Source organism: Bifidobacterium pseudolongum subsp. globosum, from assembly GCF_000741295.1.
GTDB lineage: Bacteria > Actinomycetota > Actinomycetes > Actinomycetales > Bifidobacteriaceae > Bifidobacterium > Bifidobacterium globosum.
In genome coordinates this window covers 1-24,224 of record NZ_JGZG01000007.1, presented here as the reverse complement: position 1 = coordinate 24,224, position 24,224 = coordinate 1, and the positions used below count along the sequence as shown (strand labels likewise).

Genomic DNA, 24,224 nt, shown 5'->3' with positions numbered 1-24,224 from the left:
GTGCCCAAAACCTTCCACCAGCAAGTATGGCGCCCTGAACACCGTGCGATTTCAACAAATCGCAGGCCCTATACTCGCCCTTAGGCCGATTAGGGCACTCGCGTAAGCGAGATACGGTCACTCAAGCCTTGGCTGTTCGCAATATGTTCGCAATATGGAAGTTTTGTGACCATATGTGAGACGTCCCGCGTGCATGGGCATGGCGGGCGTACCATATTGATTGTTTTCGCTTCATATATTGCATAGAGAAGAGAAGAACCAGCTATGGCCTCCACTTGGCGCACCCTTGCCGCTTCGCTGTCCGCGGGCGCTTTGCTCCTCACCGTTTTTGGCTGCTCGCCGGTCGATTCTATCTCCAGCTCCAGCGCGCAGCCTTCAACGACGAGCTCGCCTTCGGCCACCGCCACGCCGGAGCCGGAGCCGTCGCAAACCGCGGAAGAACAGCAATCCACCGCGGATATGATCGGACAGGCGCCGGAAGGCGCGCAAGACAACGCGCTCACCGTGCTCGACACGCTTGCAGTGAAGGGCCGTGCGCCGAAGACCGGGTATAGCCGCGACCAGTTCGGCGCGGCATGGGCCGACGTGGACCACAACGGCTGCGATACCCGCAACGACATCCTCAACCGCGACCTGACCGACAAGACCTACAAGGCGAACACGCATGACTGTGTGGTGGCGAGCGGTGTGCTGCAGGATCCGTATACCGGCACACGCATCGACTTCGTGCGCGGTCAGGACACGAGCGCCGCCGTGCAGATTGACCATGTGGTGGCGTTGTCCGACGCGTGGCAGAAAGGCGCACAGCAGCTCACCGAAGACGAACGCCGGAACCTGGCGAACGACCCATACAACCTGCTCGCAGTGGACGGACCATCGAACCAGCGCAAGTCGGATGGCGACGCGGCCACATGGCTCCCCTCGAACACCGGATTCCGCTGCGAGTACGTGGCGCGGCAGATCGGCGTCAAGCAGAAGTACCGCCTGTGGGTCACGCAGGCCGAGCACGATGCGATGGCGAACGTGCTCGCCACCTGCCCAACGCAGACCATTCCCGCGGACGGCGGTGTGATCACTCCGGTACAGGTCGAGCAACAGCCGGCGCAGACGGTCGAACCGCAACCCACGCAGGAAGTGCCGGCGCCGCAGCCAGCCCCCACGCAGGAACCTGTGCCGCAGCCCGCACAGCAAGACACGAACGTGTATTACAAGAACTGTACCGCCGTGCGCGCCGCTGGCAAGGCCCCGCTCCATCAGGGCGAACCGGGCTACAGCTCGAAGCTCGACCGCGATGGCGACGGCATCGCCTGCGAGTGAGAACATGGCCGTCCTTCCGCCGAATCCACTGCGCGCCTAACCGTAACAACGCGTTCATAGAATGAACGGCGGCATATTTCATGGCGCGCCAGTGCGCCGCGATATAAAAGGACGACCATGGCCTCCACCCCCGAAGTGAGTGAGCAGCCACAACAGCTGCGCAAATCATTGAAAAACAGGCACATCCAGCTCATCGCGCTCGGCGGCGCGATCGGCACGGGCCTGTTCTACGGCTCGAGCGAGTCGATCGCGCTCGCCGGGCCGTCAATTCTGCTGGCATATCTCATCGGCGGAGCCGCGATCTTCATGATCGTGCGCGCGCTGAGCGAGATGAGCGTCGAGGACCCCAAGGCGGGCGCGTTCAGCTACTACGCGTCGCGGTACTGGTCGAAGCGCGCCGGGTTCATCTCGGGGTGGAACTACTGGTTCAACTATGTGCTCGTCTCGATGGTCGAGCTCGCCGTGGTTGGGTCGTTCGTGAACTACTGGTTCCCGAACATTCCGCAGTGGGCGTCGGCAGCGTTCTTCCTCGTGCTCATCACGATCCTCAATCTGTTCGGCGTGAGTGAATTCGGCGAATTCGAATTCTGGTTCGCACTGATCAAGATCGTGGCTGTCATCGCGATGATCGCGGGCGGCATCGCCGTAATCGTCGCGAATCTGCCGACCGACTCCGGCGTGCGCGCGTCGTTCGCCAACTGGTTCACCGTGGACGGAGGATTCTTCCCGCACGGCGCGCTCTCCCGCACGTCAGACGGGCACTGGACAGGACTGCTCATGGCGCTCGTCGTGGTCATGTTCAGCTTCGGCGGCACCGAGCTCATCGGCGTCACGGCCGGCGAAGTGGAGAATCCGCGCAGGACGATCCCGAAGGCGACGAACGGCATCATCTGGCGCATCCTCGTGTTCTATGTGGCGGCGCTCGGCATCATCATGGCCGTTGTGCCGTGGGACCGCATCGACGGCAAGATGAGCCCCTTCGTGCAGATCTTCGACTCGGTCGGCGTGCCGGTGGCCGCCGGCATCCTCAACTTCGTGTGCCTCACGGCTGTCATGAGCGTCTACAATTCCGCGCTGTACTCGAACTCGCGCATGCTGTTCTCGCTCGCGCGCCAGGGCAATGCGCCGGCGTATCTGGGCCGTGTGAACAAGCGTGGTGTGCCGGTGGCCGCCGTGCTCACGAGCGCCGCGGTCACCGTGGTCGCGGTGTTCGTCGTGTTCCTGTGGCCGCAGTTCGCGTTCAACTACCTGATGTCGATCGCAACGATCGCCGCGATCATCAACTGGACGATGATCATGATCACCGAGATGCTGTTCCGCAAGCGCGTGGCCGCAGGCGACGGCCCGGGCGAACTGCGCGGCCTGCGCGGCGACGAGGCGCTCGCGAAGATCCAGTTCAAACTGCCGGGCTGGCGCTGGATGCCGTACGTGATCATCGCGTTCCTCGCACTTGTGGCGGTACTGATGTGCTTCTCGCCGAGCTACCGCATCGCGCTCGTCGCCGGCGTGGTCTGGCTCGCCGTGCTGTTCGCCGCGTATGCGCTCACGCAGCGGACGGGGCGCTGAGTCTGTGCCGCCGTGGCCGCGATGGCATCCTGGGTGCCATCGGCCGCTGTCTGCTCGTCCGCTGGTGTCGTTTTCGCTGTTTTCGTCTTTCTTCGCCGCACAAATCGCAAATACGGTCAGCATTTGCGATTTGTGCGGTACAAGGCGGATGGATTCGAGTCGATCTGCAGTAGGGGGGCGGGTGATCCGGCCTGATTTGCGGGGCATACCTCGATTGTCGCAGACGGCGGCCAGCTACTCCGCCTCCAGCTGGATCGTGTTCGCGACGGCGAACGAGCTCGGCATCGACTTCGTGAGCAGCGCCGTGCTTTCGGCGGTGCTGCTCACGCCTTCGGTCACAAGCCGCAGATTCAGTGTGCCCGATTCCTCTTTCGTCACTTCGAATCCGGCGTTCTGGAAATCGGGTTCGGTGATCGTCTCGTCACGCACTGTTTTTCCGGTGAGCAGGAAGAGCGTGTCTGAGGGGCATTCCTTCCATGTGCCCTCGGCATACGAGTCGACGCACTCCGCGGTCACTGTGTATCCGCGCCATGCGGGGTCGCCGTCGTACGAGATATCGTCTGCATCGGTGCGCACTTTGAATTCGTAAATCGGCGCGGTTTGTGCGTCGACGATGGACGCCATGGGGTGTCTTTCCTCGTTGATGAGTATTGTTCGGTTTCTCGAAGTGCGACCACGGTAGCATCATCTTCGCGCGCGGAGAAACGCCGTTCTGCCATGCGGGCACGGCGTTTCGCCGCCAAAACTCGACGATACTGAGGGTGTGGCTTGAGCGTGAAAGGAGCGCGCGATGGCATACATCGAGTTCAATGGCGTCGTCAAGGAATATCCGGCGGGGGATTCCGCGATCCGCGCGCTCGACGGCGCGAGCTTCACCGCTGACGAAGGCGAGCTGAGCGTGATCCTGGGCCAGTCCGGCGCGGGCAAGACGACCGCGCTCAACATTCTGGGCGGCATGGACACCGCGACGGGCGGCACCGTTGTGGTGGGCGGCCGTGACATCACCGACCTCAACCACCACGACCTGATCACCTACCGCCGCAACGACATCGGCTTCGTCTTCCAGTTCTACAATCTGATCCCCAATCTCACGGCGCTCGAGAACGTGGAGCTTGCATCGCAGATCTGCGCGGACCATTTCAACCCCGCGCAGACGCTCGACAAAGTGGGCTTGGGAGACCGGCTCGACAATTTCCCCGCGCAGCTGTCCGGCGGCGAGCAGCAGCGCGTCTCGATCGCGCGCGCGGTGGCGAAGAAACCGAAACTGCTGTTGTGCGACGAGCCTACGGGTGCGCTCGATTATGAGACGGGCAAGGAGGTGCTGCAGCTGCTGCAGGACATCTGCCACGACGAGCATATGACCGTACTGATCATCACGCACAACTCGGCGCTCGCACCGATGGCGCACAAGATCATTCGCTTTCGTTCCGGCAAGGTCATCAGCCAGGAGATCAACGAGCACCCGACGCCGATCAGCGACATCGAATGGTGAGGTGGCGGACGTGACAAGGCACAAGGCGCTGGGTTCGGCGTTCCTGTTGGACACGTGGAGGTCGTGGCTGCGCGCGTGGAAGCCGTTCCTTTCGATCATGATCATCTCGATGCTCGGCGTGGCCGTGCTCACCGGCATCTACGCGGGCTGCCGCGACACGTTCCTCGCCGCGAACCGATTCTACGAGCAGCAGGGGCTGCACGATGTGGAGGTCGTGTCGACGATGGGTCTGACCGATGACGATGTCGACGCGTTGCGTGGCGTTGATGGCGTCGACGATGCCGTCGGTGTGCATATCGAGCGTGTGACGATCGATGGCGAGGGCGGCCATCGTCTCAACGCGACGCTCCGCGAACCCGCGGACGGCGCGAAAGATGCAATCGACGTGCCGTATGTGCGTGAGGGGCGTCTTCCCGACGCACCTGGCGAGGTCGCCGTGACCGAACAGTTCGCGCACGATACGCACCACCGTATCGGGGACACGATCGATGTGACCGCTACGTCCGGCGGTGATGAGCGCGACGGCACGCACGCGCTCACGATCGTCGGCATCGTGACCGACCCATCCGATCTGTCGAATCCGGAAGGGTATTCGGGGTCCGCATTCCGTTCGGCGGTCGCGAACGACTACACGTGCTACGTCGCGCCGGGTTCGCTTGAAAAGACCTTCGGCGCGGACGGGGACGTGTATGGTGCGGTCGTCATGCGGCTCGCAGATACACAGAACAAAGACGCGTTCAGCGACGATTACGACTCGCTCGTGTCGTCGACGGTCTCGCGCATTGAACGCGACGTGCAGACGAAGCGTGAGGAGGCGCGGCGTGACGCGTTGCAGAAGCGTGCGCAGGATGAACTGACGCGCGCGAAGGAACAGGCGTACGCCGAAATCCACACTGCGCAGGCACAGCTCGATGCACAGCGCAGCCAACTCGACGAGCAGCTCAAGGCACTCGACGCGCAGGCCGCGCACGTGCCCGTCGGAATGGCGATGCCCGAACCGCTTGCAAGCGCGCAACGCCAATGGGCGCAGGGGGACGCGCAGCTCAAGGAGGCGCAACAGCAGCTCAATACAAAGAAACAGGAGATCGATGCCCGGTTCGCGAAGGAGCAGCAGACGGTCGATGACATCGCGCCGCGCTGGTATGTGCAGTCGCGCACGGCGTTGAGCGGCTTCAGTTCGCTCAAATCGGACATCAGCTCGATCCAATCGCTTGGCAACGCGTTCCCGATCGTGTTCCTCGTTGTGGCCGTCATGATGAGTCTGACGACGATGAGCCGCCTCGTTGAAGAGGACCGTGGGCTCATCGGCACATATCTGGGCTTGGGGTATGGGCGTGTGACAATCACGTTGCGGTACGCGCTCTTCGCGTTGCTCGCGTGCCTTATCGGCGGTGGGTTGGGGTTGCTCATAGGATTCCTGGGGATTCCGGCGTTCTTGCTCGTGGTGATCCGCGGCCTGTACGCGATTCCCGACCTCACGCTGGAATACGACTGGCTCTACGGGTCTCTGGGCATCCTGCTCTTTGTCGTCGGTGTGCTCGGGGCGGCGCTTTTCGCGTCGATCCGCGACATGCGGCAGATGCCGGCCACACTCATGCGGCCCAAAGCGCCGAAGGCGGGGTCGCGCATCCTGCTTGAACACATCCGCCCGGTGTGGAAGCGCATGAGCTTCCTCAACAAAGTGACGGCGCGCAACATCTTCCGCTTCAAATCGCGCCTCATCATGACCGTCGGCGGTGTGGCCGGCTGTGCCGCGCTCATCTTGTGCGGCCTTGCAATCAACGACACGGTGGCGGCACTTGGTCCAAATCAGTACCGCGGCGTGGACCAATACGACATGTTCGCGATGACGAACGACGGCGACGAAGACGAGTTGCGCGGCAAACTCGTGCAGGACGGCAAGACGACCGCCATCATGGAGACGCGCATCGAAAGCGGTGAGATCACGAACGACGAAGGCAGCAGCACGTCCGTGCAGCTGACGATCATTCCGCAGACACAGCTGGGCGAGCTCAATACGATGTTCCGGCTGGAGCCGGCCCGCAGTAGTTCAATCTTTGGCTGGGTGCACGGCGGTGGCCATACGCAGCCGGTCGCGCTCGGCGACGGCGGCATCATCGTCACGCAGTCGGCCGCGCAATCGCTTGATGTGAAAGCCGGGGACGAGGTAGATCTGCGCGGTGAGGGAACGCAGCCGCACCGCGTCAAGGTCGCGGCCGTCACGCGCAGTCTCATCGGTGCGGAGACCTTCATTTCCGAAGACCTCTACCACCGGCTCTTCCCGGCGGCCCAGCTCGGGGAGGCGGCGAGCGAACAGCCGGCGATCACATGGAACGCCGTTTACGCGAAGCTCAAGGGCGGCAGTGACGAGCAGATCAGGTATGTGGACCAGCTCGAAGACGATGCGATTGTGCTGACCGCCAGCTCGACCGCCTACCAGGCCGAACATTTCAAGTTCAATCTGATGGGCGCGGTCGTGGGCCTGATCGTGCTGCTCGCGGGCAGCCTCGCGCTCGTCGTGCTGTTCACGCTCGCGCACACGAACGTGTCCGAGCGCATGCGCGAGATGGCCACGCTCAAGGTGCTTGGGTTCTATGACAACGAGGTGCACCATTATGTGAACCGCGAGATGATGGTGCTCACGGTGATGGGCGTCATCATCGGCTTGCCATTGGGCCGTTGGGTCGCGGGGCTGCTCACCGGCGTGCTCAACATGCCTGGATTGTATTTCGAAGTGCATATCGCGTGGTGGAGCTATGCCATCACCGTTGTCGCGACGCTCGCGTTCGCGTTTCTTGTGCGGCTGTTCGTCAATCCGGTGCTCGACCGGATCGATCCGGTCGGCTCGCTCAAGGCGGTGGAATAGTGGCGGTTTCTCACTAGACAGTATGAACGAAAATACTCATATAGTGAAACGGGCCGCAATAGTGGGCTGTTACAGTCGGTCGTATTATGGCAGAACACACACCACACACCTCTACACCAATACGTGAGGCGGAAGTGAACGCCTCCCTTGAGACTCTCGACGAGGACAATGCGATGGAGCGTGGCCTGACGAACCGCCACGTGCAGTTCATCGCGATCGGTGGCGCGATCGGCACCGGCCTGTTCCTGGGCTCGGGCAAGTCGATCGCGCTCGACGGCCCGAACATCGTGCTCATCTACATCTTGGTGGGCGGCTTCATGTTCCTCATGATGCGCGCGATCGGCGAACTGATGTACCGCGACCCCAGCCAGCACACGTTCATCAACTTCATCCGCATGTACTTGGGCAACGGTGCGGGCAAATTCGCGCTGTGGACGTATTGGCTCGTGCTGATCCTGACCGGCATGACCGAGCTTTCCGCGGTGGGGCAGTACTGCGTGACGTTCTTCGGCACGCTCGGATTCGATCTGCAATCATGGCAATGGCTCATCGAGCTGCTGTTCCTCGTGGCGTTGGTGAGCGTGAACCTGATCGCGGTGAAGCTGTTCGGCGAAACCGAGTTCTGGTTCTCGATGATCAAGATCTTCCTGATCCTCGCGCTCATCGTCACGTCGATCATCATGGTGGTGGCCGGCTATAGATACGGTGCCACGACGCTGCCTGGCTCCGACCACGTGTACCCGGCGGGGCAGGCCTCGCTGTCGCATATCTTCGACGGCTTCTCGCTCGCGCCGAACGGCTGGACGCAGTTGCTCATGAGCTTCCAGATGGTCTTCTTCTCGTACACGATGATTGAATTCGTGGGCGTGACCGTCTCCGAGACAAAGAACCCACGCAAGGTGCTGCCGAAGGCGATCAACGGCATCATCATGCGTGTGCTCGTGTTCTATGTGGGCGCGCTGCTCGCGATCATGGCGATCGTGCCGTGGCGCAACTTCATGTCCGATGACGGCGGGAACCAGTTCTCGTCGCCGTTCATCATGGTGTTTGAGTTCGCGGGCCTGCATTGGGCGGCGGCCGTCGTGTTCTTTGTGGTGCTCACCGCCGCCGCGTCTTCGCTCAACTCGCTGCTCTATTCCGCGGGGCGCCATTTGTTCCAGATCGGCGAGGAATCCCACTCGCCGGTGTTAGGCAAGCTGGGCGTCGTGTCGAAAACGAAAGTGCCGGCGCGAGCGATCATCGTCTCAGGCGCGCTCGTGCTCCTCTCGCCGGCGCTTTCGGCGCTGCCTGGCGTCTCCGGGGCGTTCGTGCTGTTCTCGTCGGCGGCGTCCGCGGTGTTCATCTTCATCTACATCCTCACGATGGTGGCACACTACCGCTACCGCAATTCGCCGCAGTTCATGCCCGGCGGCTTCCTCATGCCGGCGTACCGTGTGCTCAATCCGCTCACCATCGCGTTTTTCGTGTTCGTGTACGGCACGCTGTTCATCGGTCCGGACACGCGCGGCCCGGCGGTTGCAGGCCTTGTGTGGCTCGTCGTGTTCGGCGGCTACTGCCTGCTGCACGACCGCTACAGTAGTCGCGGTTTGCGCGAGGCGCTGCACTGATTGCGGCTGTATATGGCTAGTGGGTAGCTGCCTACAGCCGTATGTTGACGCAGTGACGGCTGTGCGTAGCTAGTGGGTAGCTGCCTACTGCCATGTTCGGGCACAATGACGGTTGTATGTGGCTAGTCGGTAGCTGCGTACAGCCGTGTGTAGGCATGGTGATGGTCGTGCGTGGCTAGGGGTAGCCACGCACGACCATATTCCTTGCCGGAAATTTGTCTTGCACTGTAAGTAGTTTACAGTGCAAGACAAATTGCTGCAGGAGGTGATGATGGATTATCGATTGGAAGCGGTCCACGAGGTGATGTTCGCGATGTGGGCGTCGCGCTCGCGGGCTACGCGCTCGTTCGAACGCGGCGCGCAAGGCGAGATGTTCGTATTGCGCGAGCTCGCGTTCCAGGGGCCGCGCACGCCGTCGCAGCTCGCCGAGGCGATGGGCGCCACGTCCGGCCGCGTCTCGACGATCCTCGCGGCCCTGACCAAGAAAGACTGGATTGTGCGCACGGCCGACCCGAAGGACCGCCGCAGCGTCGTCGTCGAACTGTCTGATGAGGGCCGGCGCGCCTTCAGGCAACACGGCGATGAACTGGTCAAACGGCTCGAATGGGTGTTCTCGCAGATGGGTGAGCGCCGTACGCGCGACTTCGTGGGGATGCTCGGCGAATTCATGACGTACCTGTCGATATGCAATCCGGACGGCCCCGAGCCCACATCCGAACAGGTGCAGGCGGCGTTCGCACGCAACCGCAGGCTCCACGAGCGGATGCAGGAGATGGCGCGCGATGAAGGCCTCGGCGCGCCACGCCAGACCATGCCCCCAAACCTTACAGCATAAGGAATCAACGATGCTACGAATCATGAAATACCTCTCCAAAACGGAGATAGGGCAGTTGCTCATCTCGCTCGTCACCATCGTCGGGCAGGTGTACTTCGACCTCGAACTGCCCAGTTACATGTCCGAGATCACGCGGCTCGTGGAGACGCCGGGCAGCCAGATGCGCGACATCTGGATCTCCGGCGGCAAGATGCTGCTCGTCTCGTTCGGCTCGCTCGTCTGCGCCGTCATCACCGGCTACTTCGCCGCGCGCGTGGCCGCGTCGTTCGGCCAGCGCCTGCGCTCGCTCGAGTTCCGCAAAGTCGAATCATTCGGCCCGTCCGAGATGCACCGCTTCTCCACGGCGAGCCTCATCACACGCTCCACGAACGACGTGACGCAGATCCAGATGTTCATCACGATGGGCCTGCAGATGCTCATCAAATCGCCGATCATGGCCGTGTGGGCCGTGTGCAAGATCGCGGGCGAAGGATTCGAATGGACGCTCGCCACGGGCATCGCCGTCGTGGTGCTGCTGTGCGCCGTCGGCATCCTCATGGCGCTCGTGATGCCGAAGTTCAAGGCGATGCAGCGCCTGACCGACGACATCAACCTCGTGGCGCGCGAGAACCTCACCGGCATGCGCGTGGTGCGCGCCTACAACGCCCAGGATTACCAAGAGTCGAAGTTCGAGGACGCGAACGCCGCGCTGACGAACACGCAGCTGTTCACGAACCGCGCGATGAGCGTCATGATGCCACTGATGAGCACGATCATGAACGGGCTGTCGCTCGCGATCTATTGGATCGGCGCCTACCTGATCGAAGATGCCGGCGCGACCGAGAAACTCACGCTGTTTTCGAACATGATCGTCTTCTCGAGCTACGCCGTGCAGGTGATCATGAGCTTCCTGCTGATGAGCATGGTGTTCGTGCTGTGGCCGCGCGCCGACGTCTCCGCGCACCGCGTGATGGAAGTGATCAATACCGAACCGCTCGTCAAGTCCGGCACGCGCAGCCGCGGCCTCACCGTGGCCGAGGCGAAGCAGGCGGGCGTGATCACCGCCGCCGACGCCGCCGACTACCGCGACGACCTCGAGCTCGCCGGCCGCATCGAATTCCGCGACGTGAGCTTCACCTACCCCGATTCGCGCGAGGCGATGCTCGAAGGCATCAGTTTCACGGCGGACCAAGGCGACACCGTGGCGATCATCGGGTCGACCGGTTCGGGCAAATCGTCACTGATCAACCTCGTGCCGCGCTTCTACGACGCGAGCGCCGGCGCCGTGCTCGTCGACGGCGTGGACGTGCGCGACTACGACCTCAAGGCCCTGCGCGACAAGATCGGCTATGTGCCGCAGCAGTCGTTCCTGTTCAAAGGCACGGTCAAGTCGAACGTCAGTTACGGCGACCGCCCCGGCGAGCCGGAGGACGTGCCGATGCTCGACGCGTCGCGCGCGAGCGGCCGCAAGGCGGAGCGCGAGATGCTCAAGGCGGACGAGAACCGTGCGCTCACCGCGCAGGAGGAGAACCGCGTCGAGCAGGCGTGCGACGTGGCGCAGGCGACCGAGTTCGTGGAGAAGATGCGCGGCGCGTTCGACGCGGCGATCGCGCAGGGCGGCACGAACGTGTCGGGCGGCCAGCGGCAGCGCCTGTCGATCGCGCGCGCCGTCTACCGCAACCCGGAGATCCTCATCTTCGATGATTCGTTCTCCGCGCTCGATTTCAAGACCGACCGCGTGGTGCGCGACGCGCTCAAGGAGTACGCGAAAGACGCGACGAAGATCATCGTCGCGCAGCGCGTCGGCACGATCATGAACGCGGACTGCATCCTCGTGCTCGACGACGGCCGGCTCGTCGGCAAGGGCACGCACCGCGAACTGCTCGAGTCGTGCGATGTGTACCGGCAGATCGCGCAATCGCAGCTGAGCGAAGAGGAACTCAGCGCGTGACGTCGCGCATGGTGGAAACAGTCGTTTTGTGAATGGAAGGAATGCATTATGCCAGGAGGAATGGGGCCGCATGGCCCGCGCGGTGGTGCGCCCACCGAAAAAGCGGATGATCTGGGCGGCGTGCTCAAGGACCTGATGCGGTTCAGCCGCCGGTATATCCCGGCGATCATCGTCGCGCTCGTGCTGGGCGTGGTGGGCACGGTCTGCCAGATCATCGGCCCGGATTATCTGGGTGACATGACCGACGAGATCACCAAGGGCCTGCCCGCGATGATCAACGGCAAGCCGGTGCTGGGGGCCATCGACATGGCCGCCGTCACGCGCATCGGCTGGACGCTCGTGGCGCTGTATGTGGCGTACGCGCTGTGCTCGTACGTGCAGAGTTGGATGATGGCGACCGTCACGCAGCGCACGGCGCAACGCCTGCGCTCGGCGATTGACGTGAAGATGAACAAACTGCCACTCAAATACTTCGACGAGCACAGCAACGGCGACGTGATGAGCCGCATCACGAACGATGTGGACGCCGTGGGGCAGACGCTCGGGCAGTCGCTCGGCTCACTGATCACCTCGGTCACGCTGTTCTTCGGCGCACTGATCATGATGTTCGCGAACAACTGGCTGCTCGCGTTGTGCGCGATCGCGGCGAGCCTGCTGGGCATGGTGCTGATGCTCGTCGTCATGCGGTTCTCGCAGCGGTACTTCGTCAAGCAGCAGGCTGCTCTTGGCGACGTCAACGGTCACGTCGAGGAGATGTACAGCGGGCACACGGTCGTCAAGGCGTTCGGCGGCGAGGCGGACGCGATCCGCCGGTTCGAGCGCTACAACAACGACCTGTACGAGTCGGGGTGGAAGAGCCAGTTCCTTTCCGGCTTGATGATGCCGATGATGAACCTCGTCGGTAATCTCGGGTATGTCGTCGTGTGTGTCGTCGGCGCGTGGCTCGCGATGAGCGGGCGCATCGAATTCGGTGTCATCGTGGCGTTCATGCTGTACATCCGTTTCTTCACGCAGCCGCTTTCGCAGTTCGCGCAGGCGTTCCAGAACCTGCAGCGCTGCGCGGCCGGCGCCGAGCGCGTGTTCACGTTCCTCAACGAACCGGAGCTCGCCGACGAATCGTCCAAGCAGCCACTGCTCGGCATGGGCGACAACGGCGAGATCACGCCGGTCGAGGGGCGCGTGAGCTTCGAGCACGTCAAGTTCGGGTACGACGCCGACCGCATGATCATCCATGATTTCTCCGCGGACGTGCAGCCGGGGCAGAAGGTCGCGATCGTCGGGCCGACGGGCGCGGGCAAGACGACGATGGTCAACCTACTGATGCGGTTCTACGAGATCAACGGCGGCAGGATTTCGATTGACGGCATCAATACGAAAGATGTGCCGCGCTGGAACGTGCATGACCAGTTCTCGATGGTGCTGCAGGACACCTGGGTGTTCCAAGGCACCGTGCGCGAGAACATCGTGTATGCGAAGGAGGGCGTGAGCGACGAGCAGGTCATCGCGGCGTGCAAGGCCGTGGGATTGCACCGCTACATCATGTCGCTGCCCGACGGGTATGACACCGTGCTCGACGAGTCGGCCACGCTGTCGCAAGGCCAGAAGCAGCTGCTGACGATCGCGCGCGCGATGGTGCAGGATTCGCCGATCCTGATCCTCGACGAGGCGACGAGTTCGGTCGATACGCGCACCGAGGAACTGATCCAGACGGCGATGGACAAGCTCACCGAAGGGCGCACGAGTTTCGTCATCGCGCACCGCCTCTCCACGATCCGCGATGCCGACATGATCCTCGTCATGAAGGACGGCGACATCGTGGAACGCGGCACGCACGACGATCTGCTCGCGCGCGGCGGTTTCTATGCCGACATCTACAACGCGCAGTTCTCCCTGGCGCAGTAGTGTGTGCTCACTGCATAACATCACCCGCCGGCGCGGTGTCGCCGCGCGCGTAGAACACCGTGCCGGGGGAGAGCTCACCGGACAGCAGCTGGGAGACGGTGACGAGCGTGAATCCGCGCTCGCGCAGCCCGCTCACGATCTGCGGGATCGCCACCACTGTGCGCTCATTGCCGTCGTGCAGCGCGACGATCGCGCCGGAAGACGCGCCATCGAGCACATTGCGCGCGATGTCCGCGGCACTCGTCTTGGGATCCCAGTCGCGTGAATCCACATTCCACAGAATCACCGATTGCCCGTTGCCGCGTGCGGCTTCGACCACGGCCTCGCTCCACGCGCCGTCCGGCGGCCGGAACAAAGTCGGCTTGCCTACGCCGGCGCCCACGATGACCTCGTCGGTGTCGGCGAACCACTTGCCGAGTTCGGCGGGGGAGAGCGTGTGCAGCTGCTTGTGCCGCCAGCTCAGCGAACCGACGTCGTTGCCCTGCGCGGCCATGGTCGCGAGCAACTGCCTGTTGCTGCCGGAGACGAACTGGCCTTGCACGAAGAACGTGGCCGGCGCATCCGCCTGCTGGAGCGCGCCCAGCAGTTGCGGCGTCACCTGTTTGTTCGGTCCGTCGTCGAAGGTGAGCGCGACGCATGCGGCGAATTCGCAGTCGAGCAGCATGGCGCCGACCACCGCGTCCGTGGCGGTGGCGAGCGCGCCGAGCGCGTCGTTGACCTGCGGGTTCGTGGCGGTGGAGCCCGGCTCGAGCATTGCGCTCGCGGTGGAGATCCGCGCGTTCAGCTCGCCGCGCAGAGGCTCGCTCGCCTTGTTCGCCGAACGCTCGTACGCGGCTTTCGCAACGGTGAGCTGCTTTTGCAGTTCGCCGCGCCGGTCCGAGTTGTGCGCGCCGTCCACGAGCCGGCGCAGCGTGTCGGCGTCGGTCTGCACGTCGCGCATGCGGTTGACCATGCTCGTGCTCGCAGCGCCGAATCTGCGGGCGAGCTCATTGAGGTCGCTGGTGCTTTGGCTGGTTTCGCAGGATGATGTCGTGAGCGCGGACACGGTGTGCGTGTCGTCGATGTGTTCGATTTTGTTCGCGAGCGCGGTGGCATGCTCCTCGCTGATTGTTTTGCCGTCGCCTTGCGCGAGCTTGGATGCGTTCGACAGCGTCGTCGTGTATGTGGTGTTGAGTGTGCCGAACTCGCGTTGCGCGGACTCGCAGTCGGCGAGTGCGGTGGCGTGTTCCTCCTGCTGGCGGCGATGGGACGCGTTGACGATCGGAATGATGGTCGCCGCGAGCAACCCCGCGATGGCGAGGAGCGCCACGATGACGGCGAGCGCCGTGTTGCGGCGCCGGTGCGGCGGCGTGTCTGCGTCACCGGTGAATTCGGCATTGAAAAGATCGAGATTGTCGATTGGTGTGTTCGGAAGAATTGTCAGTCATGTCGCCCCCCACCCTGCGTTTCAGCTGTATCGCTGAACCGTTGGGATTCACTGTACGCCCGTCGTGTGCGTGGCCCGCGCGAATGGGCCGGGATGTGGGCACTGTCTGCCGCACAAATCGATATCAGGTGGCAAAAACGATTTGTGCGGTGGACGGAAAAGCCGCCGGCGCGGCTCCATACAATGGAAGGGCGAAAACAGTAAGGAGAGCACATGTTCATCGATCATGCGGCTGTGTACGTGGAGGATCTGGAGCGCGGCGCGCGTTTCTACGAACAGTATTTCGGCGGCGTGCGCGGCGAGCGGTATGAGAATCCGCGGACCGGGTTCTCGTCGTACTTCATCACATTCGACGGCGGCAATACGCGCCTGGAGGTCATGCATAACGACGCGATCGCGCGCCCGGTGGACCGCGGTGCGCGCGGATATGCGCACGTCGCGTTCAACGTCGGCTCGCGAGAGCGCGTGGATGAGCTCACCGCGCAGCTCGTGGCGGACGGATATGAGAAAATCAGCGGTCCGCGCGTCACCGGAGACGGCTATTACGAAAGCTGCATTCTGGATGCGGAAGGCAACACTGTGGAGATCACCGGCTGAGCGCGTCGATTCACAGAGGATTTTGAGGTTGCTTTACAGGAACGCCAAGAGTGGGGTAGGTACCATGTAATCACCGGCCGCAAGGTTGGTGGAAAACTGAATATCTTCTCTTCTTCTTCCCTCTCTATGAGGCCCGGCTTTTGAACCCCTTCGGCCGGGCCTCATTTCTTTTTCCTTATGCACCTACCAACGGCGGCGGGCGAGCCAATAGCCGAGCAGCGCGCCACCCACAAACAGCAGCGCCGGGGCGAAGGAGGAGAGCATGGCCACCACATCGCCCACCGTCGATGGCATGGGTGTATCGGGCAGGATGTTGTGGAAGTAGCCATAGAGCATTGGCGCCGTGGCCCCTGCAAGCATCGCGAGCGCATACCAGCGGATCGCTTTTCGTGATCGCTGCCGGAACAACAGCGCACCGCCTGCGACCGGGCTCGCCACAAGCGTGCTCACCCCGCTGACCGGTGTGAACAGTGCGTCGGCATTGGGCATCAGAGGCACCCGGCCCACCAATACGAGGGCCGCCACCCCAATCGCCGCCGTCGTGACCGCTATGCGGTGCCGCCTGTAGAACCGCCTCCACGTACGCATGGGATCATCCACTCCTTATCAATCAATCGAACTGATGTTCGACTCTCTCTGTGCGCCATTATGCCCATTGCCCGCAGACATGCGCCGCCGCGCGTACAGTGGGCGCTTATGCATGCTTTCTTTTCACGATTCGGCTGGCAGGTCCTCGGTGTGCTGTGCCTCGTCGGCGCCGTCGCGCTCGGCCTGGCCGTGCACACGTACCACATCCTGCCTATGGACACCGCCATCTACGACTGGATCCACGCACACATGATCAGTCCGGGGCTCACGCCGGTGGTCCGCGCGTTCACGCAGCTCGCGAGCGCGGTGGGGCTCATTGTGATCGCCGTGGTGCTGCTCATCGTGCTGGCTGTGCGCCACCATGCGCGCATCGGCGTGGCGATCGCGCTCAACCTGGCGGTGGAGGCCGCGCTGAACGAGGCCATCAAGGCGATTGTGCAACGGCCGCGGCCCTCGGTGGAGCACCTGGTTGTGGAGCGCGGCTTCAGCTTCCCCTCCGGGCATGCGATGGCAGCCACCGCGTTCTACGGGTTCCTCATCTATCTGCTGTACCGCTACCGGCGCCATACCGCTGCTGTTTGGGCGCTCATCGTGGCGTTGGGCGCGATTGTGCCGGTCATCATGTTCACGCGCGTGTATCTCGGCGTGCACTATGCAAGCGATGTGCTTGCCGGCTGCCTGTTTTCGATTGCGTACCTGACGCTGCTGTCAGTGCCTGTGCTGCGGCGTACCCTATTGCCGCCGCAGGGCGTAGGTGCAGAAGGCGTTGTTGTGTAACCCGCCGCATCTCTCTTGTTACGGGTAGTGCTTTTGCGGTTATTCCAATTCATGCTATTGTTGTCAACGTTGTGAAATGGCGCTCGATGACGAGCTCCTACAAGGTGCACAACACACAGGGGAAGGAAGGTACAATGGCTGCTACTGAAACCAGCATCAATGTTTCAAAGCAAAGCATTCGAGATTTGCTTTCTGGGGGAACCGCTGGAAAATTCCTCATTCCGGAGTACCAGCGACCTTATGCCTGGACTGCCGATCAGGTCGATACATTGCTTGACGATCTGATGGAGTATACAGATTCCATTGAGGATCCCGACAATCCGGATTCTGAATATTTCCTTGGCAGCATCGTTACCTACAGGAATGGCAAAGAGCGTGAGGTCATTGACGGTCAGCAGCGGTTGACCACGCTTTTCCTGCTGCTGCGTGCTCTGTACAAAAAACTGGAGAATATGGACGACCCGCAGGGGCGTGACAAGAATTTGATGCAGATGATCACCCCTCTGCTCTGGGTTACCCCAACGCTTACCGGTGTGCCGTCCCGTGACCAGCCGCTCATCTATTCACAGGCCATCAGCGAAGAAGGAAGCAAGACGCTTGGCGTGATTCTTGAAACTGGGTCGATCCCACCAGGCGCCGATGACAACTACGCCAAAAATTACAACCTGATTGTAAAACGACTGGATGAGTTCAGCCAAGAAAAGCCGTTGCTGTTCCTCAACTTTGTTGTCAATCTGCTGCAGAACGTCATTGTGCTGCCAATTGATGCTGATTCTCAGGATACTGCCCTGAGGATCTTCAACACGTTGAATGATCGTGGCTTGCCGCTGTCGGATGCGGATATTTTCAAATCGCAGATGTATAAATTTGCCGGTTCTGGCAGCGAGGAGTTCTCGGACAGCAAGGGATTCATTGACGCATGGAAAGAGCTCGAAGATGACGCCAAGCGGGTCGGAGTGGATATGCAGACTCTGTTCGTGCACAACATGTTTCTGCTTCGCGCCAAGGACAATGACCGCAAAACGACCGCAAGCGCGGCGCGTACATACTATGGGGCGAACAATTTCGACAAACTCCACAATGGGACCAGTTTGAAAGGCCTGCGTGAGATTCTGAATCTGTGGCAAGTGGTCAATTTGCAGGAGCCGATTGACGGTGAATCATGGTCCCAGAATGAGGACATTCTGCAGATGCTGGATATTTTGAGCGAGTATCCGAATGATTACTGGAAATATCCGACCCTCATGTATTACACCAAGTACCGAAATGACCCTGGTTTCGAATCAGAATTCCTTGATTTTCTGCATCGTCTCACCGCGGAACTTGTAGGCGTATACGCATTGACCCCGACGGTAAACGCCATCAAACAAGCCGTGATGAATCTCGATGTAGAAATCAACAATTCGCCGATGCCGAGCTTCAACTTCAAGAGGGTGAATGTTCAGCGGCTCCGGGAAGAGCTCCCCACTCCGCATTTCCGCTTGGTGCGTCTGCTGCTCAAGCTTGTGGCCTATCTGGATCCGGACCAGCATGAGCTGATCCCTGAAAAGTGGGAAATTGAGCATATCTTCCCCCAAAAATGGGAAAACACCAATTTCCCAGAGCTTGCCGATGCTGAGGTCCGCGAACGTATTGAGCATCTAGGCAATAAGACCGCTTTGGAAAAGAAGCTCAACATTCAAGCGAGCAACGGTTTCTTCTCGAGGAAGAGGAGGGAATACGAGAAGAGCGCCATCGCAGCTACGCGACGCATTGCCGAACAACATACCGAATGGAGCGTTGACGACATTCTGGAACGTGATGAGCAGCTGATTGACCTTATCAGCAATACGTTGCAGGAGTGGGGATTGAATCAGACCGCACCGCTTGACGAATAAGCTGATGCCGATAACTGATTATTGACATCGATAAGGAGCGGTGGTGGCTCTGGCAGAAAAGTTGCCGCCGCTCCTTCCGCTACCCGTAGTAGGAGAGGGTCGGTGGCTGGAAGGGGAGGCACTTACCCGTAGCGGAAGGGGGATTCCCATGTTGCATTCGCTGTTTAGGTCACTGCCATGGCTGTTGGTGTCGATGGCCAGACACCAACAGCTGTGTAGGGCGCGATTGATGGACGTTTATGGGCGACCTCAGACACCAACGTCCATCTCGGGCAGCTGTGGCGACCTTCCGTGACTGAGCTTAGACACCAACAGCTATGTAGGGCGCAATCGGCGGTAGTCTGTGTCTGACCTTAGACAGGGACGGCCATCATAAAGGGCACATAGCGTTCAGGCCTTGCCATCGAGGATCATATACGCCGCAAACCGTTCCGCCGCATAACGAAAGAGACCCGGCCGGGGGAAGCGGTCGGGTCTCTTGAGAGAGGAAAGAGAAGAAAGAAGGTTTCAGTTATGTCAGCTGTTCGGCTGATGTCTTCAATATAACCACGGCTGTCTTGAGAGAACGGTAGAGAAGCCTGAAAGTATTCTGTGAATTATTGCGCGGGCCGGATGGACGCCCACAACAACCCCGTCATGTTGCCCGCCCAATCGGCGTGCGGGACCGCGGACGAGGTGCCGAGCGCCTTGTACGCGAGCATCGAACCGAGCACGGTCTGGAACAGGAACGGCGCGTCGAGCCCATCGCGGAACGCGCCGATCGCCATGCCCCGGCGCAGAAAATCGTAGAACCGTTCGGCCGCCGGCTCGATCACACTGTTCGCGATGTTGCGCAAGTGGGCGTTCTCCGAAGACAGCACGACGCCGATCGCCTTGAGTTCGAATTCCTCGTCGAAACAGTCGATGATGCGCCGCAACACGGTGCACAATGATTCACGCGACGGCTCGAGCGCGGAGAAATCCAGCGACGGCGCCACGGTGAGCGTGAGGTGCCGGATCAGGTCGTCGGTGTTGGCGTACCGGCGGTAGATCGTGGTCTTCGCCACGCCCGACCGCCGCGCCACTGATTCGATGTTGACCGCGCCAATGCCTTGGGCGATGATGATCTCCAACGTGGCGCGCATGATCTTGCTGTCGGTGCGCTCGCGCTGCTGCTCTTTCGTCTCTTTCATATTCATGCCCATCCCCTCAGCCGACCAGCTTCGTGCTTTCCACCTTGGCGCTGTACCAGGCGTTGAACTTGCCCAAGCTTGGCCGCAGCAGCAGTCCGATGAGCAGCATCGGTACCAGGAACAACGCGAGTTTGCCCATGGCTATCCAATAGTCGTTTTCATAGATGCCGGCGATTGCGCCGCGCAACGCCGTGACCGAATACGTGACCGGCAGGAACGGGCTGAGGTCACTCACGAACTTCGGCAGGATCGCGAGCGGGTACGCCGCGTCCGATCCGGAGATCTGCATGACCAGGAAGAGCACGCCGATCGCCTTGCCCACGTTGCTGAAGCTTGCCACAAGCGTGTAGGTGAAGAACGAATACACGAGCGAGCTGAACCAGCCGGTGAGCATGAACAGCATGGGGTGCACCGACTGCACGCGCAGGAACAGCAGCGTGCCGGCGCACGAGAACGTGCTCTGCATCAGCGCGATGCAGGCGAACACACCGTAATGGCCCAAGAACTCCTGCCATGGCTTCGGGTCGCCCAATTCCTTGCTGCGCTTGGCCGAAAGACTCGTCTTGAGCGTGACCACGAGCAGCAGCGCACCCACCCACAGCGGTAGGAACGTGTAGAACGGCGTCAACGCCGCGCCGAAGTTCTCCACCGGGAACAGCCTCTTCGTCTTCAACTCCACGGGTGCCGAAAGCGTGGTGGCGAGCGCATTGGAATTGCCGCTGAGCACCTGCTTGACCATCCCCATGTCTCCGGTCGTCAGCGCCTTGTTGAGCTGGCCGTTGAAGTCGGAGAGCTTCTTGCCGGCGTTTTCGAGGTCGGTCGCAGAATCGTCGATCAGTGTGCGCACGCTCGTCAGCTGTGTTTTCGCACTCTCGCCCGCGCTGTCGAGGTCGCCGAGCGCGTCCTTCGCCGTGCCCACGCTCGTGTTGATCTGCTGCGCCGCGCTGGTGAACGAGCTGTTCATCTGTGCGAGGTCAGGCTTGATCGTCGAGTCGAAGTCGCCGCTGATGCCGCTGATCGCAGCCCCGGCCTGCGCGGCGAGGTCTTTGATCGACGCGCGCGTATCGCCGTTGACGTCCACATGGTCGGTGATGTCGGCGGCGGCCGCATCGAGCGTGCTCGCCAGGTTCGCCAGTGTCTTCGAGACGGCGTCGAGCCGGTTGATGAACGACTGGATCTGCCGGCGCACCACGCCGTTCTCTGGCAATGAAGAACCATCGAGGAGCGCCTGCAGGCGGTCGCGCGTGGCGGCGTAGGCCCTGCTTTCCGCCGCGATGTTGCCGGACTGGTCCTTGATCGCAGCCACGGCGGCGTTGGCTTGGCCGTCCACGCTGCTGAACAGTGTGTCGACGCGCCCGGAAAGCGCCTTGAGGCTGCTCGAGCTGGCGTCCAGTGCGTCGCCGACCGCCGCCACGGAGGTGTCGAGCGCGCCCGTCAGGTCGCCCACCGCTTTTTTGGCGTCGCCCATCTTGCCCGCGGCGTCTTGTGCGGTGTCGCCGGCTTGCCCGATGAGCTGCTGCGAGCTGCTGAGCAGTGTCTGGGCGGAGTCGGTCAGGTCGCTGTACGCGCGCAAGGTGGCGGCGCTTTCGTTGAGTGTGCCCGCCAGCTCGCCGATGTTCGCGTTGAAGTCCTTCAGCCGGTTCTGCGCCTCCGGTTTGCTGAGCGAATCGAGCATCGACGAGGCGATGTCGAGTGCGGTGCCCGTGAGTGTTTTGGCGAACGTCTCGTTGATCTGCGCGGAGATTTCGTCGGCGCCCTGTCCGGTGACCTTGGGGGCGAGCGCGTTGAGTTTCTCGTTGTTGTAGTAGTCGAGTGTGGCGTGCTGCGCGTCGTTCGTGAAGAATGTCATCATCGTTTTGCTGAAGCCCTTGGGGATGACCACGGCCGCGTAGTATTTGCCGGATTTGGTGCCGTCGATGGCCTCTTGCGCGGTTTTGGTGAAGGTCCAGTCGAGCTGCGAGTTGGCGCGCAGCGTGTTGATCACTTGACTGCCGATGTCCACGCGCACAGGCAGCAGGTCGCCCTTGTACCCATCGTCCTCGTTCGCGATGGCGAACTGCAGGTTGCGCGTGTTGGCGAAGGGGTCCCAGCACGCCGCCACGTTGAACCACGTGAACAGGCCGGGAATCACGGTCAGGCCGATCACGATGATAATCGAGACGATGTTGCTGGTGATGTGTTTGACGTCGCTGACGAAGATCTTGCCGATCATGCTCATGATGCGTGCTTCCCTTCGTGGTGCTTGCGGCCGTCGAACAGGCGATGGCGCAGTTGGTCGAGGTTCATGTCGAGGGTGTTCTCCAGGTCGGCGAGGTGTTCGGCGTCGGGCGAGTCGTCCTCATCGTCCTCGTCTTCGTCGTCATCGAGCTGGTTCGCGGCGAATGCGTTTTCGACCGCGGCGGCGGCCATCTGCGCGCCGAACCGCCGCTTGCGCCGCCGGCCGCCGCTGAGCAGGCCCTGGTGCAGGATCAGCTCGCGCAGCGACTGTTCGCTGAAGGTGCCGAGTTCGGCTTGCTGGCGCAGGCTGTCGCGGATCGATTCGACGACCATGAGGAACGTGATGATCAGCAGGATCCAGACGATCCATGTGGCGAGCGCGACGAGCTTGGTGCCGTCGGTGAACGAGAACGTGACGAACAGCGCGATCGGCACCACGAACCCGGCTACCAATGCGCCGCGCATGAGCCTGGGGTAGAGGTGCGCGAATCTGTGGGCGCGCTCCTCGACTTCCTTGCGGTAGCCGGCTTGGTCGGCGAGCACGCGGATCGCGAGCGAGAGGTTGAAGCGGTGCACCGGCGTGTACACCTGCTCGCCCACAATCATGTCCGATTCCTCGATTTCGCGCGCGAACAGGTGGTTGAAGTTCGACATGAGCGGGCGCAGCCCCAGCCCGATCGCGAACGACAGCGCCGCGAACAGCAGCAGCGTGAGCATCACCTTGCCCCAATGGCCGTCGTAGAAGCCGCCAATCGTCTCGCGGAACGCGTCGATCGAATAGGTGAAGGGGAACAGCGGGTACAGCGCACGGTAGAAGCGCGGCATCATCTCGATGGGGTAGAGGCCGGAGGCGCCGGGGATCTGCAGCATGACCATCGCCACCACGAGCGCCTTGCCCACGTGCATGAACGTGGCGGAAAGCGCGTACGCGATCGACGCATAGACGAGCGAGGTGAACCATGCGGTGAACACGAACAGGGGCGCGTTCACTGTCTGCACGCCGATGACCAGGTCGCCGATCGAGCACACGAGCCCCTGGAGTCCCGCGATCATCGCGAGCAGCAGCCAGCGTGCCATGTAGGTCTGGTTCATCGTCACATGCCGCCCGGCGAGGCCTTCGTCGTCCACTTCGAGCTTGATGAGCACCATGAGCATGAACGCGCCCACCCACAGCGCGAGGCTCGTGAACAGCGGCGCCATCGCGGAGCCGTAGGTGTGCACGGGGTAGAGCGTGTGCGTTTTCAGCACGGTCGGCGAGAGCATGAAATTCGCGATGCGCTCGGCGTTGAGCGAGCCGCCGTCGCCGGTGAGCTCGTCGAGCACGTTCACATTGGCGAGCGCGCCGAGATCGGTGCCCACCGTGTCGAGTTTGCCGATGAACGTGTCGAGCAGCGCGTCGGTGCTCTTGAGTGAATCCGCAGCGTCGGTGCAGATGTCCGCCAACTGGGTGAGCACGATCTTGCTTTGGTCGACGAGTGCGCTTTCGCCGCTCAGGCCGCCGGAGAGCGTGCCGCTCGTGCCGGCGAGCGCGCTCAGCCCGGCGTTGAGCTGCGGCAGCGCACTCGAGCTGAGCGTGTTGCGCGCGCCGCTGATCGCGTTCAGCGTGGTTGTGCTGGTCTGCGAGAACTGGTCGATGGTGCTTTGCGCGCTTGTGGCGGCGGTTTTCGTGGAATCGTTGAGCTGGGTGAGCGCGGCGAGCGTGGCGGCGGCCTTCTGGTTCTCGCGCGTCAGGTCGTCCACGATCTGCTTGATGTCTTCGTTGAACGGGTTGTCCGGCAGGTTCTTGAGGTCTTCGATGAGCTGCGCCACGTCGTTGTTGACGCTCGTCATGTTGTTGAGCGCGGTGCCGGCGGCGCCGTTGGCCGTGAGGATGCCGTTCGTGATGCGTGTGGCGTCGGTTGTGGCCTGGCCGCTCGCCTGCAGGAACAGGTTGCTGCCTTTGTCGAGCTGGTCGGAGGTGTTCGCGGCGAAGCCGTTGAGCCCGGACTGGGTTTTCGTGAGCAGGTCGGAGGCGGTGGCGAGCCCTGTGCCGGCGGTGTTGGCGGCTGTGGTGAC

Annotated in this window: 17 protein-coding genes; 11 read left to right on the top strand and 6 right to left on the bottom strand. The window is 61.9% G+C overall.

Annotated features, from left to right (window positions below):
* Window positions 1–264 precede the first annotated feature (264 nt).
* Complete coding sequence (locus BPSG_RS05635) at window positions 265–1,317, top strand: GmrSD restriction endonuclease domain-containing protein (protein WP_026644097.1); 1,053 nt, start codon at window positions 265–267, stop codon at window positions 1,315–1,317.
* 117 nt (window positions 1,318–1,434) lie between these two features.
* Window positions 1,435–2,883: an amino acid permease gene (locus tag BPSG_RS05630; RefSeq protein WP_026644096.1), complete on the top strand. Its 1,449-nt coding sequence runs from the start codon at window positions 1,435–1,437 to the stop codon at window positions 2,881–2,883.
* Window positions 2,884–3,117: 234 nt separating this feature from the next.
* On the opposite strand, the gene BPSG_RS05625 is transcribed toward BPSG_RS05630, so the two are convergent.
* Complete coding sequence (locus BPSG_RS05625; protein ID WP_026644095.1) at window positions 3,118–3,507, bottom strand: hypothetical protein; 390 nt, start codon at window positions 3,505–3,507, stop codon at window positions 3,118–3,120.
* 166 nt (window positions 3,508–3,673) lie between these two features.
* On the opposite strand from BPSG_RS05625, the gene BPSG_RS05620 reads away from it, so the two are divergent.
* The 6 genes from BPSG_RS05620 to BPSG_RS05595 all read left to right on the top strand — a co-directional run bounded on the left by BPSG_RS05620 (window position 3,674) and on the right by BPSG_RS05595 (window position 13,515).
* Window positions 3,674–4,375 (top strand): ABC transporter ATP-binding protein, encoded by a 702-nt coding sequence (locus BPSG_RS05620; protein ID WP_026644094.1) that lies wholly within the window; start codon window positions 3,674–3,676, stop codon window positions 4,373–4,375.
* A 10-nt stretch (window positions 4,376–4,385) separates the two neighbouring features.
* The gene (locus tag BPSG_RS05615; RefSeq protein WP_026644093.1) at window positions 4,386–7,241 is read left to right on the top strand and encodes an ABC transporter permease; all 2,856 of its coding nucleotides are present in this window, start codon (window positions 4,386–4,388) and stop codon (window positions 7,239–7,241) included.
* 86 nt (window positions 7,242–7,327) lie between these two features.
* Window positions 7,328–8,848, top strand: coding sequence for an amino acid permease (locus tag BPSG_RS05610; protein WP_026644092.1), 1,521 nt, complete (start codon window positions 7,328–7,330; stop codon window positions 8,846–8,848).
* Between the two features lie 271 nt (window positions 8,849–9,119).
* The gene (locus tag BPSG_RS05605; RefSeq protein WP_051592110.1) at window positions 9,120–9,683 is read left to right on the top strand and encodes a MarR family winged helix-turn-helix transcriptional regulator; all 564 of its coding nucleotides are present in this window, start codon (window positions 9,120–9,122) and stop codon (window positions 9,681–9,683) included.
* A gap of 10 nt (window positions 9,684–9,693) precedes the next feature.
* Window positions 9,694–11,613 carry an ABC transporter ATP-binding protein gene (locus BPSG_RS05600; protein ID WP_026644091.1) on the top strand — a complete coding sequence of 640 codons (1,920 nt, stop codon included), beginning with the start codon at window positions 9,694–9,696 and terminating at the stop codon, window positions 11,611–11,613.
* 48 nt (window positions 11,614–11,661) lie between these two features.
* Window positions 11,662–13,515, top strand: coding sequence for an ABC transporter ATP-binding protein (locus BPSG_RS05595; protein WP_099309706.1), 1,854 nt, complete (start codon window positions 11,662–11,664; stop codon window positions 13,513–13,515).
* Between the two features lie 7 nt (window positions 13,516–13,522).
* Here the strand turns inward: BPSG_RS05595 and BPSG_RS05590 are convergent, their stop codons facing one another.
* Window positions 13,523–14,824 carry a polysaccharide deacetylase family protein gene (locus tag BPSG_RS05590; RefSeq protein WP_236822948.1) on the bottom strand — a complete coding sequence of 434 codons (1,302 nt, stop codon included), beginning with the start codon at window positions 14,822–14,824 and terminating at the stop codon, window positions 13,523–13,525.
* Between the two features lie 330 nt (window positions 14,825–15,154).
* Between BPSG_RS05590 and BPSG_RS05585 the strand changes: the two genes are divergently transcribed.
* Window positions 15,155–15,538, top strand: a complete 384-nt coding sequence (locus BPSG_RS05585) for a VOC family protein (RefSeq protein WP_026644089.1) — start codon at window positions 15,155–15,157, stop codon at window positions 15,536–15,538.
* 183 nt (window positions 15,539–15,721) lie between these two features.
* Here BPSG_RS05585 and BPSG_RS05580 read toward each other — a convergent pair whose 3' ends face one another.
* Window positions 15,722–16,126 carry a hypothetical protein gene (locus BPSG_RS05580; RefSeq protein ID WP_051592109.1) on the bottom strand — a complete coding sequence of 135 codons (405 nt, stop codon included), beginning with the start codon at window positions 16,124–16,126 and terminating at the stop codon, window positions 15,722–15,724.
* A 108-nt stretch (window positions 16,127–16,234) separates the two neighbouring features.
* Here BPSG_RS05580 and BPSG_RS05575 point away from each other — a divergent pair, with 108 nt between their 5' ends.
* Both BPSG_RS05575 and BPSG_RS05570 read left to right on the top strand, forming a co-directional pair.
* Window positions 16,235–16,903, top strand: coding sequence for a phosphatase PAP2 family protein (locus BPSG_RS05575; protein WP_051592108.1), 669 nt, complete (start codon window positions 16,235–16,237; stop codon window positions 16,901–16,903).
* A 134-nt stretch (window positions 16,904–17,037) separates the two neighbouring features.
* Window positions 17,038–18,780, top strand: coding sequence for a DUF262 domain-containing protein (locus tag BPSG_RS05570; protein WP_033502342.1), 1,743 nt, complete (start codon window positions 17,038–17,040; stop codon window positions 18,778–18,780).
* A 596-nt stretch (window positions 18,781–19,376) separates the two neighbouring features.
* Here the strand turns inward: BPSG_RS05570 and BPSG_RS05565 are convergent.
* From BPSG_RS05565 to BPSG_RS05555, 3 genes are all read right to left on the bottom strand, one after another.
* A complete protein-coding gene (locus tag BPSG_RS05565; RefSeq protein WP_236822947.1) occupies window positions 19,377–19,958 on the bottom strand; it encodes a TetR/AcrR family transcriptional regulator in 582 nt (193 codons plus the stop codon).
* Window positions 19,959–19,968: 10 nt separating this feature from the next.
* Window positions 19,969–22,170 carry a YhgE/Pip domain-containing protein gene (locus tag BPSG_RS05560; RefSeq protein WP_026644088.1) on the bottom strand — a complete coding sequence of 734 codons (2,202 nt, stop codon included), beginning with the start codon at window positions 22,168–22,170 and terminating at the stop codon, window positions 19,969–19,971.
* Window positions 22,167–24,224 (bottom strand): YhgE/Pip family protein (locus BPSG_RS05555; protein WP_034879102.1); only part of this gene is annotated, 2,058 nt, incomplete at its 5' end. The genes BPSG_RS05560 and BPSG_RS05555, both read right to left, overlap by 4 nt.

Coding starts and splice junctions, on each gene's coding strand:
- BPSG_RS05635 (WP_026644097.1), top strand. CDS start 265: ATGGCCTCCACTTGGCGCACCCTTGCCGCTTCGCTGTCCGCGGGCGCT.
- BPSG_RS05630 (WP_026644096.1), top strand. CDS start 1,435: ATGGCCTCCACCCCCGAAGTGAGTGAGCAGCCACAACAGCTGCGCAAA.
- BPSG_RS05625 (WP_026644095.1), bottom strand. CDS start 3,507: ATGGCGTCCATCGTCGACGCACAAACCGCGCCGATTTACGAATTCAAA.
- BPSG_RS05620 (WP_026644094.1), top strand. CDS start 3,674: ATGGCATACATCGAGTTCAATGGCGTCGTCAAGGAATATCCGGCGGGG.
- BPSG_RS05610 (WP_026644092.1), top strand. CDS start 7,328: ATGGCAGAACACACACCACACACCTCTACACCAATACGTGAGGCGGAA.
- BPSG_RS05605 (WP_051592110.1), top strand. CDS start 9,120: ATGGATTATCGATTGGAAGCGGTCCACGAGGTGATGTTCGCGATGTGG.
- BPSG_RS05600 (WP_026644091.1), top strand. CDS start 9,694: ATGCTACGAATCATGAAATACCTCTCCAAAACGGAGATAGGGCAGTTG.
- BPSG_RS05595 (WP_099309706.1), top strand. CDS start 11,662: ATGCCAGGAGGAATGGGGCCGCATGGCCCGCGCGGTGGTGCGCCCACC.
- BPSG_RS05585 (WP_026644089.1), top strand. CDS start 15,155: ATGTTCATCGATCATGCGGCTGTGTACGTGGAGGATCTGGAGCGCGGC.
- BPSG_RS05580 (WP_051592109.1), bottom strand. CDS start 16,126: ATGCGTACGTGGAGGCGGTTCTACAGGCGGCACCGCATAGCGGTCACG.
- BPSG_RS05575 (WP_051592108.1), top strand. CDS start 16,235: ATGCATGCTTTCTTTTCACGATTCGGCTGGCAGGTCCTCGGTGTGCTG.
- BPSG_RS05570 (WP_033502342.1), top strand. CDS start 17,038: ATGGCTGCTACTGAAACCAGCATCAATGTTTCAAAGCAAAGCATTCGA.
- BPSG_RS05565 (WP_236822947.1), bottom strand. CDS start 19,958: ATGAATATGAAAGAGACGAAAGAGCAGCAGCGCGAGCGCACCGACAGC.
- BPSG_RS05560 (WP_026644088.1), bottom strand. CDS start 22,170: ATGAGCATGATCGGCAAGATCTTCGTCAGCGACGTCAAACACATCACC.